The 16,626-nt window shown below is 42.9% G+C and carries 13 protein-coding genes and 4 tRNA genes; 7 read left to right on the top strand and 10 right to left on the bottom strand.

Annotated elements, in window-relative coordinates:
• The 9 genes from JMX70_RS06440 to JMX70_RS06400 form a co-directional block, all read right to left on the bottom strand.
• On the bottom strand, positions 1-553 hold a 553-nt coding region (locus JMX70_RS06440), incomplete at its 3' end, for a GTP-binding protein (RefSeq protein ID WP_201590568.1).
• A gap of 453 nt (positions 554-1,006) precedes the next feature.
• Positions 1,007-1,081 (bottom strand) — tRNA-Thr (locus JMX70_RS06435).
• 112 nt (positions 1,082-1,193) lie between these two features.
• Positions 1,194-1,267: transfer RNA gene (locus JMX70_RS06430), tRNA-Gly, on the bottom strand.
• An 85-nt stretch (positions 1,268-1,352) separates the two neighbouring features.
• A tRNA-Tyr gene (locus JMX70_RS06425) sits at positions 1,353-1,436 on the bottom strand.
• A gap of 64 nt (positions 1,437-1,500) precedes the next feature.
• Positions 1,501-1,576 (bottom strand) — tRNA-Thr (locus JMX70_RS06420).
• A 305-nt stretch (positions 1,577-1,881) separates the two neighbouring features.
• Positions 1,882-2,910: an FHA domain-containing protein gene (locus JMX70_RS06415; protein WP_201590565.1), complete on the bottom strand. Its 1,029-nt coding sequence runs from the start codon at positions 2,908-2,910 to the stop codon at positions 1,882-1,884.
• Positions 2,911-2,989: 79 nt separating this feature from the next.
• Entirely contained in the window at positions 2,990-3,844 is an 855-nt protein-coding gene (locus JMX70_RS06410) for an RsiV family protein (RefSeq protein WP_201590562.1), read from the bottom strand.
• A gap of 199 nt (positions 3,845-4,043) precedes the next feature.
• Complete coding sequence (locus JMX70_RS06405) at positions 4,044-5,639, bottom strand: peptide chain release factor 3 (protein ID WP_068404019.1); 1,596 nt, start codon at positions 5,637-5,639, stop codon at positions 4,044-4,046.
• A gap of 195 nt (positions 5,640-5,834) precedes the next feature.
• Positions 5,835-6,752 (bottom strand): hypothetical protein, encoded by a 918-nt coding sequence (locus JMX70_RS06400; RefSeq protein WP_201590559.1) that lies wholly within the window; start codon positions 6,750-6,752, stop codon positions 5,835-5,837.
• Positions 6,753-7,056: 304 nt separating this feature from the next.
• On the opposite strand from JMX70_RS06400, the gene JMX70_RS06395 reads away from it, so the two are divergent.
• From JMX70_RS06395 to JMX70_RS06380, 4 genes are all read left to right on the top strand, one after another.
• Positions 7,057-7,470: an organic hydroperoxide resistance protein gene (locus JMX70_RS06395; protein ID WP_144298045.1), complete on the top strand. Its 414-nt coding sequence runs from the start codon at positions 7,057-7,059 to the stop codon at positions 7,468-7,470.
• A gap of 200 nt (positions 7,471-7,670) precedes the next feature.
• On the top strand, positions 7,671-10,637 hold the full coding sequence (gene polA / locus JMX70_RS06390) for a DNA polymerase I (protein WP_201590555.1): 2,967 nt from the start codon (positions 7,671-7,673) through the stop codon (positions 10,635-10,637).
• A 255-nt stretch (positions 10,638-10,892) separates the two neighbouring features.
• Positions 10,893-11,393, top strand: a complete 501-nt coding sequence (locus tag JMX70_RS06385; RefSeq protein WP_227671179.1) for a hypothetical protein — start codon at positions 10,893-10,895, stop codon at positions 11,391-11,393.
• A 233-nt stretch (positions 11,394-11,626) separates the two neighbouring features.
• Positions 11,627-11,968 carry a hypothetical protein gene (locus JMX70_RS06380; protein WP_201590552.1) on the top strand — a complete coding sequence of 114 codons (342 nt, stop codon included), beginning with the start codon at positions 11,627-11,629 and terminating at the stop codon, positions 11,966-11,968.
• Positions 11,969-12,052: 84 nt separating this feature from the next.
• On the opposite strand, the gene hemH is transcribed toward JMX70_RS06380, so the two are convergent.
• Positions 12,053-13,072: a ferrochelatase gene (hemH, locus tag JMX70_RS06375; protein ID WP_191691086.1), complete on the bottom strand. Its 1,020-nt coding sequence runs from the start codon at positions 13,070-13,072 to the stop codon at positions 12,053-12,055.
• A gap of 553 nt (positions 13,073-13,625) precedes the next feature.
• On the opposite strand from hemH, the gene metX reads away from it, so the two are divergent.
• The 3 genes from metX to JMX70_RS06360 all read left to right on the top strand — a co-directional run bounded on the left by metX (position 13,626) and on the right by JMX70_RS06360 (position 16,560).
• Entirely contained in the window at positions 13,626-14,942 is a 1,317-nt protein-coding gene (gene metX, locus JMX70_RS06370) for a homoserine O-acetyltransferase MetX (protein ID WP_201590631.1), read from the top strand.
• Entirely contained in the window at positions 14,939-15,556 is a 618-nt protein-coding gene (metW, locus tag JMX70_RS06365; protein WP_201590547.1) for a methionine biosynthesis protein MetW, read from the top strand. Before metX ends, metW begins: the two co-directional genes overlap by 4 nt.
• 422 nt (positions 15,557-15,978) lie before the next feature.
• On the top strand, positions 15,979-16,560 hold the full coding sequence (locus JMX70_RS06360; protein WP_068404007.1) for a tetratricopeptide repeat protein: 582 nt from the start codon (positions 15,979-15,981) through the stop codon (positions 16,558-16,560).
• Positions 16,561-16,626 lie beyond the last annotated feature (66 nt).

Genomic DNA, 16,626 nt, shown 5'->3' with positions numbered 1-16,626 from the left:
GACCTTCGTCGCCTTTAAGGGCTTGGGTAGCTGAACCTTTTACGATTGGGGTGTCGTCGCCTGGGAAGTCGTAGTCGTTAAGAAGTTCACGAACTTCCATTTCTACTAGCTCAAGCAATTCTTCGTCGTCAACAAGGTCACATTTGTTCATGAAGACGATGATGTACGGTACGCCAACCTGACGTGATAGCAGGATGTGCTCACGGGTTTGTGGCATAGGGCCGTCAGTTGCTGATACGACTAGGATTGCGCCGTCCATTTGGGCTGCACCGGTGATCATGTTTTTAACATAGTCGGCGTGACCTGGGCAATCGACGTGAGCGTAGTGACGGGTTGGGGTGTCATATTCTACGTGTGAGGTGTTGATGGTGATGCCACGTGCTTTTTCTTCTGGTGCGCTATCAATAGCGGCGTAGTCTTTGGCTTCGCCACCAGAGGTGATTGCAGCTACGGTTGCGATAGCGGCAGTTAGGGTTGTTTTACCGTGGTCAACGTGTCCGATGGTACCGACGTTGACGTGTGGCTTGCTGCGTTCAAACTTGGCCTTTGCCATGGGTATTTCCTCTTTATTGATGAATCTTTAACAATCAAAGATCGGTAAATAGCTGTTTGACGGCTCATGATGCGTAATAACCATCAAACCGTTGACGCTATGGTTTAGCTACTAAAATGAATGTATTCAAGATGCTTACTAGCTTAATCACATGTTTATATATGGGCATTATACTTGTTTTTCAATCGCTTGCATATTGTGCTAGTTGCTAGCGCGCATTGACAAAACAGCTTTTTATAGATATTGCTAAAAATTAGATTTATAAACCTACTGACAGCACTAAAAGGCAACACCTTAGTGTCACCTTTAAATGATTAACTGCCACACTCTATTTATAATTTTCAATATTTTATAATTCGATATTGCTACAATATTTTGTAAAATACATTGTCTCGTCTGAAGATGATGCTTTATCAAAATAGTAAAGCATATAGACAAGGCTTGAACAATAAATGGAGCTCATATTGAGAATTGAACTCAAGACCTCTCCCTTACCAAGGGAGTGCTCTACCGCTGAGCTATATGAGCATGCTTTTAAAAACTACAGTAGCCAACCCATGGGTTGTACTAAAAAAAATATCACGATACAGCTAATAACCGACTGTCGTGATGTTTGATAGTTGCTGCGAAGGTGCATATATGGAGCGGGTGGCGGGAATCGAACCCGCGTCATTAGCTTGGAAGGCTAAGGTGTTACCATTATACCACACCCGCATTTACTCTTATATTATTTGACTCTAATTAAGAGTCGTACAAGATAAAGAGTATGCTTGGCGCTAGGACATACTTAAAACAAATATGGTGGTGGGAGAAGGATTCGAACCTTCGAAGCTTTCGCGACAGATTTACAGTCTGTTGGGTTTGACCGCTCCCCAATCCCACCTAGATTGCTTGATATAAATCACTTCAATTGAAAGTAAATTCATAAAAAGCGACTTTGAAAGAGATGGTGCCGACTGCCGGGATCGAACTGGCGACCTACTGATTACAAGTCAGTTGCTCTACCAACTGAGCTAAGTCGGCTTGTTCTCTCAAAGTGGTGGCTATTCTATCAAATATTTTGCTAGACGCAAGCTCTTTTTCATTTTTTTTAGCTTTATTTTCATAAAAGCTGTCAAACACTTGATTGTATTGCTATTTTTTCTAACTTAAATTTGCCGCTATTTTTAAAGCTAAATTGATGAGACATCCTTTAAAGTATAAGCTGCCCGCCTTTATTGCATGGCTTTATAAAAATTGCATAGTTTTTTATGAAATTCATCATTTTTATAAGCGAGCAACTGCTTTATTTCTTTGAGAATGCCGTTTAGTTTATAAAGATAGAACTCTTACATGCTGCCTTTATTAAACAACCATAGCGCGAGGCCAATGATTAAAATAGCAATAAATACCCAGATAAACCAGCCACCACTCGGTTTTTTCTCGGCTTGTCCCGCATTGGCAGGATTATTAAGCGCTTGATCCATGGCATTATTACCTGATGTACCAAGGTCGCGCGGCTGACCCAAATTGGCCGTGCCCGAAAACTGGGCGGTAGCGGCTTGCTTAGCGCGTAGGACGTCAGGATCCGCTTCTTCTTGCAAGGTGGTCGTCGTGGTCTTATCATGCGCTGCAGCATCGCTGTCATATTGAGCCTGACGAATCGCACTCGGTGCTGGTTTATCGACAACTGGTGTGCTAGTTGAAGTTGATGGTTCATTATTATCAGCTACTGACAATACCTCATCGATTCCAGTTTCCTTGATGACTGGCTCTTTGGCAATAAGTTCGTTGATTATAGGCTCGTTAATTACAGGCTCTGCAGCAACAGTTTCTTTAACGATGGGTTCTTGAATACTAGTTTCTTCAATTGTTGGCTTTTTATCTGCTGCTTCGCTAACGACTGGCGCTACAACGCCAGATTCACTATCACTAGCCGTAGATATTGTTTCCGCACTCGTAACAGCGTTCGTGCTTAATACTGGCTCATCCGACACAGCTGGAGCAGCTTGTTCATTATCTAAGGTCTCAGCAACGGGCGCACTTACCTGAAAGTCAAAACTTGCAAAGCCTAGCGTATCATTGGCATCAAGGCGCTGAGATTTATTGCCCTCAATCCGCTGCTCATTGATAAAAGTGCCGTTCGATGACTCTAAGTCCTTAACGTATAGCTCCCCATTTAACACGCTCAAGACCGCGTGATTGCGCGACATTTGCTTGCTACCGAGTACCACGTCATTATCGCTACCGCGTCCAACAGACAGGCTGTCACTGACGCTCAAGGTCAGATCGCCTAGTGCTTCGGTTAGGGCATTAAGTTGCCAAGTTGCACCTTCTGTTGTCACTGGCGTATGGGCATTTTCTGTATGGTTTGTCATGGTATCACTCCTTATTTTTAAATATCCAATAGTCTTTATTAAATGCTGAGTTTAGTACTGTGTTGAATTTATGAAATTATTATTTAGCTATAAATCGAGGTTTGATGATACCGTTAAGCTTACTATAAGGAATACTAAGTACCGGCATGCCATAAGCATAGGGACTAATAGCATAATGCTGATAACGAATATCAATCCCTTTATCAGTTAAGGTTACGTTCTCACTTAAGGTAAATGGCCAGTTTTTCTCATAGCTTGCCGCATCTTCATCGACCGTTTTTACCCAATCTTTATAAGCATCATAAGCTAAAGCTTTAAATTTTGATTTTTTGTTAGGCTGTAGCATATCTGCTAACTGAATTTGTTTCTCAGTTTTTTGGTCAAATATCAAATACTCGCTATATGGCATACCATGAGCGCCACCAGTGAAGACATAAGAGTTTATTTCAAACAGCTCAAAATCATTCACATGACCTAAGTATTCAGGCGTCACCATTAAGTTATAGACGAAAATGCTGTCTTGCGGTAAGTCGGCAAACTGCGCGCTAACAAAACCGTCGATGGCAGCTTTGACCTCGGCTGGGCTACTTTTCTTGGTGATGGGCGCGGACTCCGTTGGCTTACTATTGACCACTAAATTATCAATACGCGCATTGGCAAGCTTATTTATCCAAGCATGATTGGTCTTAAGGTACTTCACTTCAATATCTGGGCAATTATCACGCGCCGTACATTTTTCCTGTATTTTTTTAGGCAATTCATATTCTAAATATTCGCTATGACTAATCAAGCTACCCGCCTGCGCTGATAGGCTTAAAGCCCCAAACAGTACGCCACTACTTAGCAACGTAAGCAGACGTCCCACGCTGTGCTGAGATGGAAATCGTTTAGTAAATCTTGAGTTATTGTTATGAATGTCAGTTGTAGATTTCATATAGACTCTTTCACGTACAAATAAGGTTTATTGATATTCTACCGTAACTATTACGCCGTATTGTAGGCGCACTGTTTGTGTTTTTGAGTACTTAATGTTGAGGCGGGCACTTATATTTGACTGCGACAAAATTTTTCGTAATAAAAAAGACACGATAGCGTGTCTTTTAAAGGTAAGAATAAGAATTCATAAGCTAATTTTAATGCTCGCGCGTATTGCTAAAAGTAATCTCAGGATAGCGGTCTTGCATCAGCTGCAAGTTCACCCGAGATGGCGCGAGATAAGTTAAATAACCGCCACCATCTATTGATAATTGGTCGTGGGCTTTTTTCTTAAATTTCGCCAGCGCCACTTCATCATCACAATGAATCCAGCGTACGGTCGCAATCGATACCGGCTCAAAGATACATTGCACTTTATATTCTTCTTTTAGACGGTGGGCGACCACTTCAAACTGTAGGACACCGACCGCTCCTAAGATTAAATCGTTATTAATCTGCGGCATAAAGACCTGCGTTGCGCCCTCTTCGCTTAACTGCTGTAAACCTTTTTGCAGCGCTTTTGATTTAAGCGGGTCTTTTAGCACCACACGGCGGAACAATTCAGGAGCAAAGTGCGGAATACCAGTAAAGTTTAATTCTTCGCCTTCGGTAAAGCTGTCACCGATAGAAATCGTCCCGTGGTTATGCAAGCCAATGATATCACCTGGATAGGCTTCTTCTAACGCTTCACGGTCACCTGCAAGGAAAGTCAAAGCATCGGCAATACGCACGTCTTTACCCAAGCGCACGTGCTTCATTTTCATGCCTTTTTCATATTTACCAGAGCACACGCGCAAAAAAGCAATGCGGTCACGGTGACGCGGATCCATATTGGCCTGAATCTTAAACACAAAACCGCTAAATTCGGTTTCGGTTGCGGCGACTTCGCGCTCATTGGTCGGATGCGATTTTGGCGGCGGTGCATATTTAATCAAGGTATCAAGTACCATGTTGACGCCAAAGTTACCCAGTGCCGTCCCGAACAATACAGGCGTCATCTCACCTTTTAAAAACGCATCGACCTCAAAGTCTTCGAGCGCCATTTGTACCAGCTCAAGCGACTCTTCAAAAGAATCAAACATCAGCTTGCCCAAGCGCTCACGGATATCAGGATAATCGTAGCCTTCGCGCGTCTCAGAGACGGTCATCTCGCCGCCATGACCTTTTTCATATAGGTAAGTTTTATTTTCGGTTAAATGATAAACACCAACGAAATCTTGCCCCATACCAATCGGCCACGTGACCGGAATACATTTAATCTTTAATACTGCTTCGATTTCGCTGAGTAGCTCAAGCGGCTCGCGAATCTGACGGTCAAGTTTATTAACAAATGAGATGATGGGCGTATCACGCATTCGGCAAACTTCCATCAACTTGATGGTCCGCTCTTCGACACCTTTTGCGCCATCGACCATCATCAGCGCACTGTCTACCGCGGTCAGAGTACGATACGTATCTTCACTAAAATCGGCGTGACCCGGGGTGTCTAGCAGGTTGACCATATGGTCTTTATAAGGAAACTGCATGACCGAAGTGGTGATAGAAATACCACGCTCCTGCTCCATACTCATCCAGTCAGAGGTCGCATGACGGTCAGTTTTGCGGCCTTTTACTTCACCAACCACCTGAATCGCTTGACCCCATAGCAGTAGCTTTTCGGTCATGGTGGTCTTACCCGCATCGGGATGCGAGATAATAGCAAAGGTGCGGCGTTTGGCGACTTCTTTGCTTAATTTCTTTGGATCTACGCTCATAATTTCGGCTTCAACGGTTGTGTGATTTAGAAATCACGCTAAATAAATAGGATAAATAATGGGCGTATTGTAGCGGATTTAGCGTTTGCTTGCAGAATTAGCGCATAAAAAAACACTCTCTGCTAACCAAATAGAAAGTGTTTTTTTATCTTTAGTGACTTTTTATTTTGAGTTATCTTTAAACCTTAGCCATTCTTAATAATAACGCTTGATTTCTCTTTCTAAAAAGTCAGCGGCGACATCATTGACAATCGTGCAATCGACCACACCGCGAAAGCTGTTGGTATTTGGATTGCTACTACCTTTGGCCACATAATCCGCTTCATAAATATCTTTACTATATTCAACCCCATTATACTGATAAGCTGGTTGGTCTTTATACTCAAAAAACACCACTTGCGCCGCTTGTTGCTTGTTATCTACGCCATAACCAACCTTGGTAGTTCTAGGCTTTCTATCATCACTAAAACGCGCTTCGGCTGCTTCAATCCATTTATCAAGCGACGAGTATCCTGTTTTGTCTTTTTCGTTAAAGGCTAAAAATTTACGCTCGCTGCTGACGACGGGAATATAGCAAACCGAGCCTGCTGGAAACGCTAAATTGGTTGGCAGCTTAGAATAGTGATTTAAGGCCGTCATAATGCCGCGACTGTCGCTTAACGTAACGCCTGCATTATAACTATCCGCTTTCACATCTGATAAATCTAAGGTTTTATAAGTGGTTTGATAATTGAACTTGTTATTGCTGTTTTTTTCATAAATAGGTCGTTTGACCGTGCGCCCACTGACTTCAATATTTTTGTGTTCCAATCGTCCTTCGAACTTATCGGCTAGTACCGTTTTGTCTAAAGTATTTAAACTTTGATTGCTGTAGTTATTGACAAGATTTCTGGTTTTAATCTCATAATTACCGGTACGGTAGGTTTCATCGATGCGCGCAATCGCAGTCGCATTGGCTTTACTGTCATAGCTATCAGCAAATCTCGTTAGCGTTATATTATTGCTACTGCCTACGCCAAAAAACACGTCCTCTTCTTCGCAGCCGCTGAGCGCAAGTGCCATTAGAGAGACGATACTTGGTAATAAAATCCATTTATTTAGCGAGGCATTCATTAAACAATGTCCTTATGATTAGACGCTTTTTAGCTACTTTGGTTACTGTAATATGTTAGTAAAATACTTTTTGTGATTAGTTTACATTAATAGTATCGTTATTTATATATCAAAATCCTACTATTGTGGTTTTAGAAAACTCCGATTAGACATTTTAGCAAGTTACCATTTCTAAACTTGCGCGATACGTTCAACGTTGCTCACTGTGCTAATCTAAGGAGCTACTATGTAAAATCGCCTTTTAAGGAAGGTCACATAGTAGATAGATCATTTAATTATAAAAACCAACAACAAAGGATATGTTATGAAAACATTGTATTCTACACAAGCTACCGTTACTGGCGGTCGTACTGGTAATGCGAGTCTAAAAGATAGTGATTTGACCATTAACATGGTCGCACCGGGTTCTGGTAAAGACGGTAACAATCCAGAGCAGTTATTTGCTATGGGTTATGCTGCTTGTTTTGATGGCGCACTGGCAGCGGTCAAAGGCGAAGAAAAAGCAAAATTTGACTCGACTACCGAAGTATCAGTAGATCTAATGAAAGGCGAAGGTTTGGACTTTAAATTGGCAGCAAAAATCCATGTAATCGGTGAAAATACAGAACTATCGGCCGACGAATTTCAAAAACTGGTCGAAAAAGCCAATAAAGTCTGCCCATATTCGAAAGCCACCCATGGCAATATCGATAGTGAAGTGACGTCAGAAGTAAAATAACTCTTATAAAAAATATTAATTAGTCAGAAGAAAACTGATAAAAGAACTCAGCTGGTCTGGGTTCTTTTTTTATTGGCTATCGTTTTGGGTCGTACACATCTTAACTTTTAAGCCATTCGGCACGCGACGCTTTTATCGTTATAATGGGTTATCTTTTTTCTCATTTTTGATTATACCTAATAAATAATAAGTGACTTTCTATGACCGACAACGATCACAACTCGCACTCGCCCATTAATCCCAATACGCTACCAAACTTTGCCACCATGCCAAATGTAGCGACCATGGATACTAGCCATGTCAATAAAGAGCAGCCGCCTTTTATTTTAGTCGACGGTTCTTATTATTTATTTCGCACCTATCATGCCTTGCCAAAGACCATGCAAAACTCTCAAGGGCTGGTCACCAACGCCATACGTGGGACGTTAAATGCGTTATTAAAACTGATGCGCCGTTATCATCCAACCCATATGGCGGTTTGTTTTGATACCAAATCACCGACTTTTCGTCATGCCATGTCAGAAGAATATAAAGCCAATCGACCAAAAATGGATGTGGAGCTTGCCGAGCAGATTCCTTATATTCATAGTTTGGTGGTGGCGCTAGGGATTCCACTATTGCGTATCGAAGGCGCGGAAGCAGACGATATTATTGGCACTCTAGCCCATCGCGCCGTTGCCGAAGGTCATCATGTGGTTATCTCGACCGGTGATAAAGATATGATGCAGCTGATTAATGACTGCGTGATACTAGAAGACAGCTTTACCGGTAAAGTCACTGATAGCGCAGGCGTAGTGGAAAAATTTGGCATTAATCCTAATCAAATGATTGACTTTTTAACGCTGATGGGCGACTCCTCTGATGGTATCAAAGGCGTACCCGGTATCGGTAAAAAAACCGCCAAAGACTTGCTTAACGAATACGGCAACATTGATAACATGCTCAAAAACGTCGCCAATATCAAAGGACGCGCTGGCAAAAATCTGGTCGAATATGCCGACGACATTCCCTTTAATGCGCAATTAGCAACCATCGTCACTGATTTAGAAATTGGTCAAGATTGGCGAGATTTAAAAATCAATACCGACCCGTGCGCTCATATCGATGAGCTACGCGCGCTCTATAGCGAGCTTGAATTTAGAAATGAGTTGGCATCACTCGACCATCCCAATCATCCAGCCAATGCTAATGGGAATGGCGCGCAAAGCGTTGCCGACAGTCAAGCAGATGCCGAATCGCAAGCACAAATCGCCAAATCTCTACAATCAAGTATTAACGATAATATCAAAGACAGTAAAACTCATGATAAAGCGTGGCACACGGTTTTAGATGAACCTGCTTTTGATAGCTTGGTTACATTATTAGAATCTGCACCGCATTTTGTCATTGATACCGAAACCACCAGCGTTTATTGGCGTCAGGCTGAATTGGTTGGCTTGTCTTTTGCGGTAAAAGCCCATGAAGCTTATTATGTGCCATTAACTCATAGTCTAGAAGGCGATGAGCTGACTACCAAACAGCTTGACCGCAATATGGTTTTGACGCGCTTAAAACCCATCTTAGAAAATCCAAACATTGGTAAAATCGGTCAACATTTAAAATATGATGCCCATATTCTTAGCTTTTATGATATCGATCTATTAGGCAGTATTCATGCCAAACCTAATAACTGGGCGATGGATACCATGCTTGCCAGCTATGTGATTAACGCAGCCGCTACTCGCCACGGTATGGATGATTTGGCGCGCCATTATTTACAAACCCAAACCATCAGCTTCGAAGATGTCGCTGGTAAAGGCGCCAAGCAAGTAGGTTTTGACCAAGTTGCCATTGATTTGGCCAGCGATTATGCCTGTGAAGATGCCGACATTACCTATCAGCTGTTTGAGTTATTTAGCGAAAAACTGGCGGCAGATGAAAACAATGCCAAGCTGCTACACGAGTTAGAGATTCCAACGGCTGAGATACTCTGCCAGATGGAAGCAAATGGCATTTTAATCAAGCGCCCGTTTTTAAACGAGCTATCCAAACGTTTCGACGAAGAAATCATTGCACTTGAAAAACGCGCTTATGAAGTCGCTGGTGAAGCATTTAATCTTGGCTCACCAAAACAGCTCGGTGAGATGCTGTTTGAAAAGCTAGGCGTTGCGGGCGGTAAAAAAACCAAGTCAGGTCAATACTCAACTGGCGAAGCGGTATTGTCAAAGATTGACCACCCGTTGGTAGAAATTGTCCTTGAATATCGCGGCTTATCAAAGCTTAAAAGCACCTATACCGATGCACTCGATAATGTCGCAGATAGCGAGACTGACCGCGTGCATACCAGCTACCATCAAGCATTGACCAGCACCGGACGCTTATCTTCAACCGATCCTAACTTACAAAACATTCCTATTCGTACCGCGACCGGGCGTTTGATTCGCCAAGCGTTTATTGCCCCAGAAGGTCGAGTGATTTTAGCCGCGGATTACTCACAAATTGAGCTACGTCTGATGGCGCATTTTTCAGGCGATGAAAACTTAACCCGCGCCTTTAACGAAGGCTTAGATATCCACACGGCAACGGCTGCTGAAGTCTTAGGCAAAGCCGTTGAAGCGGTCAGCGCCACTGAGCGCCGCAATGCTAAAGCCATTAACTTTGGTCTGCTCTATGGTATGAGCGCTTTTGGTCTGGCTAAACAGCTACAGATGAGCCGCGGCGAGGCGCAAGATTATATCGATATGTACTTCGAGCGTTATCCAAGTGTCAAAGACTATATGATTAATACTCGTGCCAGCGCTTATGAAAAAGGTTATGTTGAGACAATATTAGGTCGTAAGCTTTATACGCCTGATATCAATCATAGCAATCGTATGGTCAAGCAAGGCGCTGAACGTGCAGCAATTAATGCCCCACTACAAGGCTCAGCGGCGGATTTAATCAAGCTTGCGATGATAGCGGTCGATAAAGTATTGCCAAAAGAGCACGCAAAAATGCTGCTGCAAGTCCATGATGAACTGGTGTTTGAAGTCGATAGCGATAAGGTCGATAGTATTCGTCAGCTGATCACCGACGCTATGCAGGATGTCCTGACCACAACGGCTGTTGCAAAAGGCTGGAATGTGGACTTCGCCGTACCGTTATTGGTTGAAACCGATATTGGTAGCAATTGGGACGAAGCGCATTAATGACTGAAATAAAAGAAAAGCCTAAACGATAGCGTTTATAAATGCTAATAGCCGTAAGCTTTTCTTCGCAGTATAATAAGTCTACGTTAGATTGTTTTTTTACCGCTTGGTTTTTACCTGTTAATGCTTTAAATATTGGTTTTTACGCGGTAATTTACGATATAAAGTGAGCCTTCGCGCTCACTTTTTTGTTTTTAATACTAGGAGCGTTCCATTTTACATTCAGATAGCGTCATCGAACTACCAGGTATCATTATGATATTCGCCTGCATATTTCGCTGTGCTCAATATATGAAACAAAGTCAGCTCAAACTGGGTCAATATTTTTGGTTGGCATCCGTATTAGTGTTTTTTGCTGTGATACGTCGTGAATTAAACTACGTGCCTGAACTCTTTATTCCCAGTAATTTTTCATTTTTGAACCATTCTTATGATTGGTGGGAAGACGCTGTACTATTAACGGTCTATCTACTCATTGTGGGTTTTTTGACCTATAGCTGGCGTTATCTATGGGCTGTATTAAAAAAGGTACCACTATCCCTATATCTCACTGTAGTTGCACTGGCATTGTTAGAGTATATGGGTGAAAACGCCATCCTAATCCCTGAAAGCATCGGAGAAATGGTCGAAGAAATTGCAGAAACCAGTGTTTATGCGATTGCCTTGATTTACTTGTGGCGGTTTCAAATGAGCGATTTTGAAAGCCCTGCTTTATATCAGCCAAATCATCACCAACCTTGCAATGCCAATTCATAGGTTAATGGTTCTAAAACAGTTTTAAAAAAAATAGTTAACGCTAAAACCTTTTTATGGCTGCCCACTTAACTCGTAATGGCAGCCGTTTTTTATCTCTCCTTACATTTTTTGCACATCCTGTGACACCTCATCACTATTAGTTGCGATTATAACGCGGCAAACTGATAAGCATAATTTTGATAATTATAAACAACCCGTTTAATCGTAATTATAACTATAATGAGGACATAACCATGGACAATTCAAAAACCCCATTACCAGAAGAAATGGACCATATCGAAGGCGATAGCAGCATTGATGATAATGAAGACGGTAGCCAAGAGATTGATTTAAACAATCCTATGCTGCATACCTTTGATGACGACGATGTCATCGACAATAGCGCAGGATTTAATAATTCTGAAGTCGGCACACATGCCACCCAAGGACTGACGCCGATACATCGCCAAAATATCGATGAAGCTCGGATTGATGAGGTGTTGGTTGAGGACAATTTAGACGATAAAGATTATCCTGACATCGTCGATATCGCAGACAGAGATGCGGCTAAAGTTTCTAATGATGACAATTTTTAGAAATTGTACCTTAATGAAATAGCAAATAATTTAGAAAAAAATACCGAACATTATGTCCGGTATTTTTTTGATTTAAGAAAACTATTAAACCCAGCCATCGAGTGTATCAGCCCAGCCTTTAACCAACGGCAAACTGAGTGCTTCAAGCAAATCAATATGCGCCTCATCAAGGTTTAATGCTGGAATATAATGATACTCTTGCCCGCCTGCATTTAAGAAATTATCACGGTTTTCGATTGCCAATTCTTCCAGTGTTTCTAAGCAATCTGCTGAAAACGCCGGACTAATCACTTGTACCGAACGTACCCCAGATTTACCCCAATCTTCTAATACTACATCGGTATACGGCTTGACCCATTCTTGCTTACCAAAGCGCGACTGAAAGCTGATAATCCACTCGTCATCTTGTAGACCAAGTTCGTGCGCCACTTGCGCGGCGGTACATTTGCAGCGTCTTGGGTACGGATCGCCTTTATCGGCATAAGGCTGCGGAATCCCGTGAAAGCTAAACATCAACTTTTCAGGCTTGCCATGCTCGGCTTGAAAGCGGCGAATCGAGTTAGCCAATGCTTGAATATACAGCGGATGCGCAAAGTAATCTTTGACAATGCTATAGTTTGGCAAGTTACGTTGCTTTAGCGTCCATTTGGTCAAGGCATCATAGACGGCACCGCCAGACGATGCCGAATACTGCGGAAATAATGGCAAGATAACAAAATGGTCAACGCCCTCGCTTTTTAGTGTATCCATCACGTCAGGCAAACCCGGATTGCCATAGCTCATCGCTGCATGTACAGAAACACGAAATGGCGCCACGCTATTTGCCAAGCGCGGCTCGAGCAGCTCAACTTGGCTGTTTAATATTTTGCGAATGGGCGAATCGCCTTCCCAAATACTGGCATAGGCTTTTGCTACACGTTTTGGGCGACTTGGTAGAACAAACAGATTTAGGATAATCGCCCATAAGAATTGAGGGATTTCAATCACGCGTGGGTCGGACAAAAACTGTTTTAGATAACGACGGACGGCGGGCGCGGTCGGCTCATCTGGCGTACCTAGGTTGACTAATAAGACGGCAATACGGGGCGGCAATTGAGGTTTCATAAGGGCATTATCTATTATTGGATTATGTTATGGCAAAGTTATAGGCTTTAATCAGCTAAAGGGTACTTCAAAATTCATATATTTTAGCCATTTATTTAGCAATAGTACTATTAAGTCTTAATTAACCGTACTTAGCAATTATCAAAATATACTAAGCAGACGATAGTCAATCACATACCAAATAATGGTTAAATAAAAAGGCTGATACTTATCATCAGTGTAGCATTTTATCCACCAAAAACGCAGGGCGAAACGCTTGATATTTAGAATTGCCATACCGTTAATACCGCAGCTACTGATACTTTGCTTGAAAGACTGCCTATCAAGGTTGTACTCCTAGGCGCATCGCCATACAATAGACAAGCTTATAATAAGAAAGTAGTTAGACCATTACTGTCGCCATTCTAGGTTTGTTTTATTTATAACCGTTTTTTATCCATGACCATTTTTTTATCCATAACTGTAACTGTTGTTTTGTGAGGTAGCTTTGAGCGCACGTTCTGATAGTACCAGTGAGCATTCCACCAATCATTCTGCTAATACGACCGATTCTATCGATTTGGTAGGCTCAGTTGGCCTCGTCACGCCGCAGACTTTTCATTTCGCTGAGCCATTGACCTTAGAATGCAATCGCACCCTACCCTCATTCGATTTAATCTTTGAAACTTATGGCACGCTCAATAGCGACAAATCAAACGCCATTTTGATTTGTCATGCCTTATCAGGTAGCCATCATGCGGCAGGCTTCCATAGTGACGACGATAAAAAAGCAGGCTGGTGGGACAATATGATTGGCCCTAATAAAGCCATCGATACCAATCAGTTTTTTGTGGTTTGCGTCAATAATATCGGCAGCTGCTTTGGCTCTACCGGTCCAACGACTATCAATCCAGATAGTCTAAGCGATGAAGGTGAAGCGCAGGTTTATGGCCCTGACTTCCCCCTTGTCACCATTAAAGATTGGGTAAAAACCCAAGCCATGCTCTCAGACCGCTTGGGTATTGAGGTTTGGCATGCCATTGTCGGTGGCTCAATGGGCGGCATGCAAGCCATGCAATGGTCGGTCGATTATCCAGAACGCTTAAAACGCTGCGTGGTCATAGCCAGTACGCCAAAGCTTTCTGCGCAAAACATTGCCTTTAATGAAGTCGCGCGCCAGTCGATATTATCCGACCCTGATTTTAAAGACGGACGCTATTTGCATGCGGGTACTTATCCTCGGCGTGGGCTGATTCTTGCACGCATGGTCGGTCATATCACCTACTTGACCGATGATGCGATGAAAGCGAAATTTGGCCGTGATTTAAAATCTGGCAAGTTTATGTATGGCTACGATGTCGAGTTTCAGGTTGAGAGCTATTTGCGCTATCAAGGCGAACGCTTTAGCGAAAACTTCGATGCCAATACTTACTTGCTCATGACCAAAGCGTTAGATTATTTTGACCCGACGCGTGATTATCCGGCAGCAGCAGAGCTAGAAACCTCCCTCGCCGCAGCAGTAAAAGCCGATTCTACCGAAAACGAGCTTGAGGAAACGGTAAACAGTAGCGCGGATATTGCTACTGCTGACAACGTCAATGTAGCCAATGCAAAAGAGCTGAACGCCCTAAAAGCTGCCTTTGCTCATACGCAGTGTCAGTATTTGGTGGTGTCATTTACCACCGACTGGCGTTTTGCGCCCGAGCGCTCACAAGAGATTGTCGATGCGCTGATGGCAACTGGCAAACCAGTCAGCTATATCAATGTCGACGCCCCGCACGGTCATGATTCGTTTTTATTTGATATTCCACGTTATATGGGTGCTGTTAAAGGCTTTTTGACTGCACCATTTATTGCCAATCGCTTGAAAGCCAAAGGAGCACGCTCATGAGAATGGATCATCAATTGGCTGAGCGTTGGATAGCGCCGCACTCGCATGTGCTGGATTTAGGCTGCGGGAATGGCGAGTTGCTCGCGCATTTACAGCAAAATCTAGGCGTCACCGGTTACGGACTTGAGATTGACGAAGACAAAATCAATGAGGCGATTACTAAAGGCTTATCCATCGTCGAGCAAGATCTCAATGATGGCTTAAGTCGTTTTGCCGATAATAGCTTTGATACCGTGGTTATGGCGCGCGCCCTGCAAGCGGTAAAAGCGCCTGATATATTGCTGCTCGATATGCTACGCGTCGCCCGCGAAGCCGTCATTACCTTCCCTAACTTTGCCCATTGGCAAAACCGCCTGCATTTAGGCTTAAAGGGGTTGATGCCGGTTTCAGAAGCCCTGCCTTATGAGTGGTATAACACTCCAAACATTCACTTGTGTACCTTTAAAGATTTTGAGCAGCTGTGCGCGCAGCATGATATTCATATCATTAATCGCTTTGCGGTCAGTGATTCTGATAAAGGGTATAAGCCACTGATGACCGCATTAATCAGACAAGCGCCCAATCTGCTCGCAGACGTCGCTATTTATCGGGTCACCAAACAAAAACCTGCTTAGTAGTGAGGTTTATACGCTTATTATTAACGAAAATTTAAGTAAAAAGGTAATAATGTTAACCTTAATAGAATGTTAATTTATTCTTACACTTAAGTAACTCTATGATTTTATTGAGGACCGCGAGGTATAAATAGGCATTAAATCGTGTAATTAGTATTTGAGTTTCGTAAGTTTGGGTGTTAAGCTAGCGAAATAGTGTCAGTCATACCCCATATACGACCGTTTATCGGATTTTTTAACCGTCTATCGGCTCGATTCGAGGTAACGACCATTAAATCTATAAATGTTATTGCTAATGATTAGGTAAGAAGGTAGCGCAAAATTTCACCTAATTGTTATCGCCGCCTAACTGTCTCAAGCGAGACCATTTTAGCGGTGCAACTTTTTCTTTTGCTTATTAACTGCCTAATTTTGGAGCTGCTATGAAATTATTAAAAGCTGCGTTGTTTACTGCCTTGTTTTCTTGTGCGGGCCTTGCCAACGCTGAGTTAATATCAAACGTGCCACTTGATACCTCACGTTTCGAGCTAATGCCTATCAGTGAGCTGTCTGCCAGCGCTGCCCAAGGTAACAATCACGCCCAGTTTTACTTAGCCAAGCGTTTGCAAAAAGGTGAAGGCGTCGCCCAAAACACCCAGCAAGCTATCCAGTGGTATACCAAAGCCGCTCAGCAAGGCGTTGCCCCTGCTCAGTTGAATCTTGCCATCATGTACTTGCGCGGTGAAGGCGTTCAACCTAACTTGCAACAAGCGCGTCTATGGTTAGAAAAAGCCGCTATGCGTGGCGATAACCGTGCCAGCTATACGCTTGCCCTGCTCGATGAAAAGCAAAAAAATCTGGTCGATGCTTATAAATGGTATGACTTGGCTGCTCGTGATGGCATGCTGGATGAAAAAGTCCGCAATAAAGCACGCGGTAAAATCGGTCAATTGGCATTGAACTTATCAAGTGCTGACATCGCTAGCGCGCGTAGCAAAGCCGATACTTGGTTCCAAAGTAAGTAAACTCTAATTTAGACTTTACACAGTAAATATAAAAAAGCTCAGTATCATACTGGGCTTTTTTATTTG

The organism is Psychrobacter pulmonis (assembly GCF_904846465.1).
GTDB classification, from domain to species: Bacteria; Pseudomonadota; Gammaproteobacteria; order Pseudomonadales; family Moraxellaceae; genus Psychrobacter; species Psychrobacter faecalis.
The sequence above is the reverse complement of the archived record's forward strand: the minus strand, read 5'-3'. Positions and strand labels throughout refer to the sequence as shown.

Excerpts from the sequence above, each read along its gene's own strand:
- metW (WP_201590547.1), top strand. The coding sequence starts at position 14,939 with ATGAGAATGGATCATCAATTGGCTGAGCGTTGGATAGCGCCGCACTCG.
- JMX70_RS06395 (WP_144298045.1), top strand. The coding sequence starts at position 7,057 with ATGAAAACATTGTATTCTACACAAGCTACCGTTACTGGCGGTCGTACT.
- JMX70_RS06415 (WP_201590565.1), bottom strand. The coding sequence starts at position 2,910 with ATGACAAACCATACAGAAAATGCCCATACGCCAGTGACAACAGAAGGT.
- JMX70_RS06410 (WP_201590562.1), bottom strand. The coding sequence starts at position 3,844 with ATGAAATCTACAACTGACATTCATAACAATAACTCAAGATTTACTAAA.
- polA (WP_201590555.1), top strand. The coding sequence starts at position 7,671 with ATGACCGACAACGATCACAACTCGCACTCGCCCATTAATCCCAATACG.
- hemH (WP_191691086.1), bottom strand. The coding sequence starts at position 13,072 with ATGAAACCTCAATTGCCGCCCCGTATTGCCGTCTTATTAGTCAACCTA.
- JMX70_RS06385 (WP_227671179.1), top strand. The coding sequence starts at position 10,893 with ATGATATTCGCCTGCATATTTCGCTGTGCTCAATATATGAAACAAAGT.
- JMX70_RS06380 (WP_201590552.1), top strand. The coding sequence starts at position 11,627 with ATGGACAATTCAAAAACCCCATTACCAGAAGAAATGGACCATATCGAA.
- JMX70_RS06360 (WP_068404007.1), top strand. The coding sequence starts at position 15,979 with ATGAAATTATTAAAAGCTGCGTTGTTTACTGCCTTGTTTTCTTGTGCG.
- JMX70_RS06400 (WP_201590559.1), bottom strand. The coding sequence starts at position 6,752 with ATGAATGCCTCGCTAAATAAATGGATTTTATTACCAAGTATCGTCTCT.
- JMX70_RS06405 (WP_068404019.1), bottom strand. The coding sequence starts at position 5,639 with ATGAGCGTAGATCCAAAGAAATTAAGCAAAGAAGTCGCCAAACGCCGC.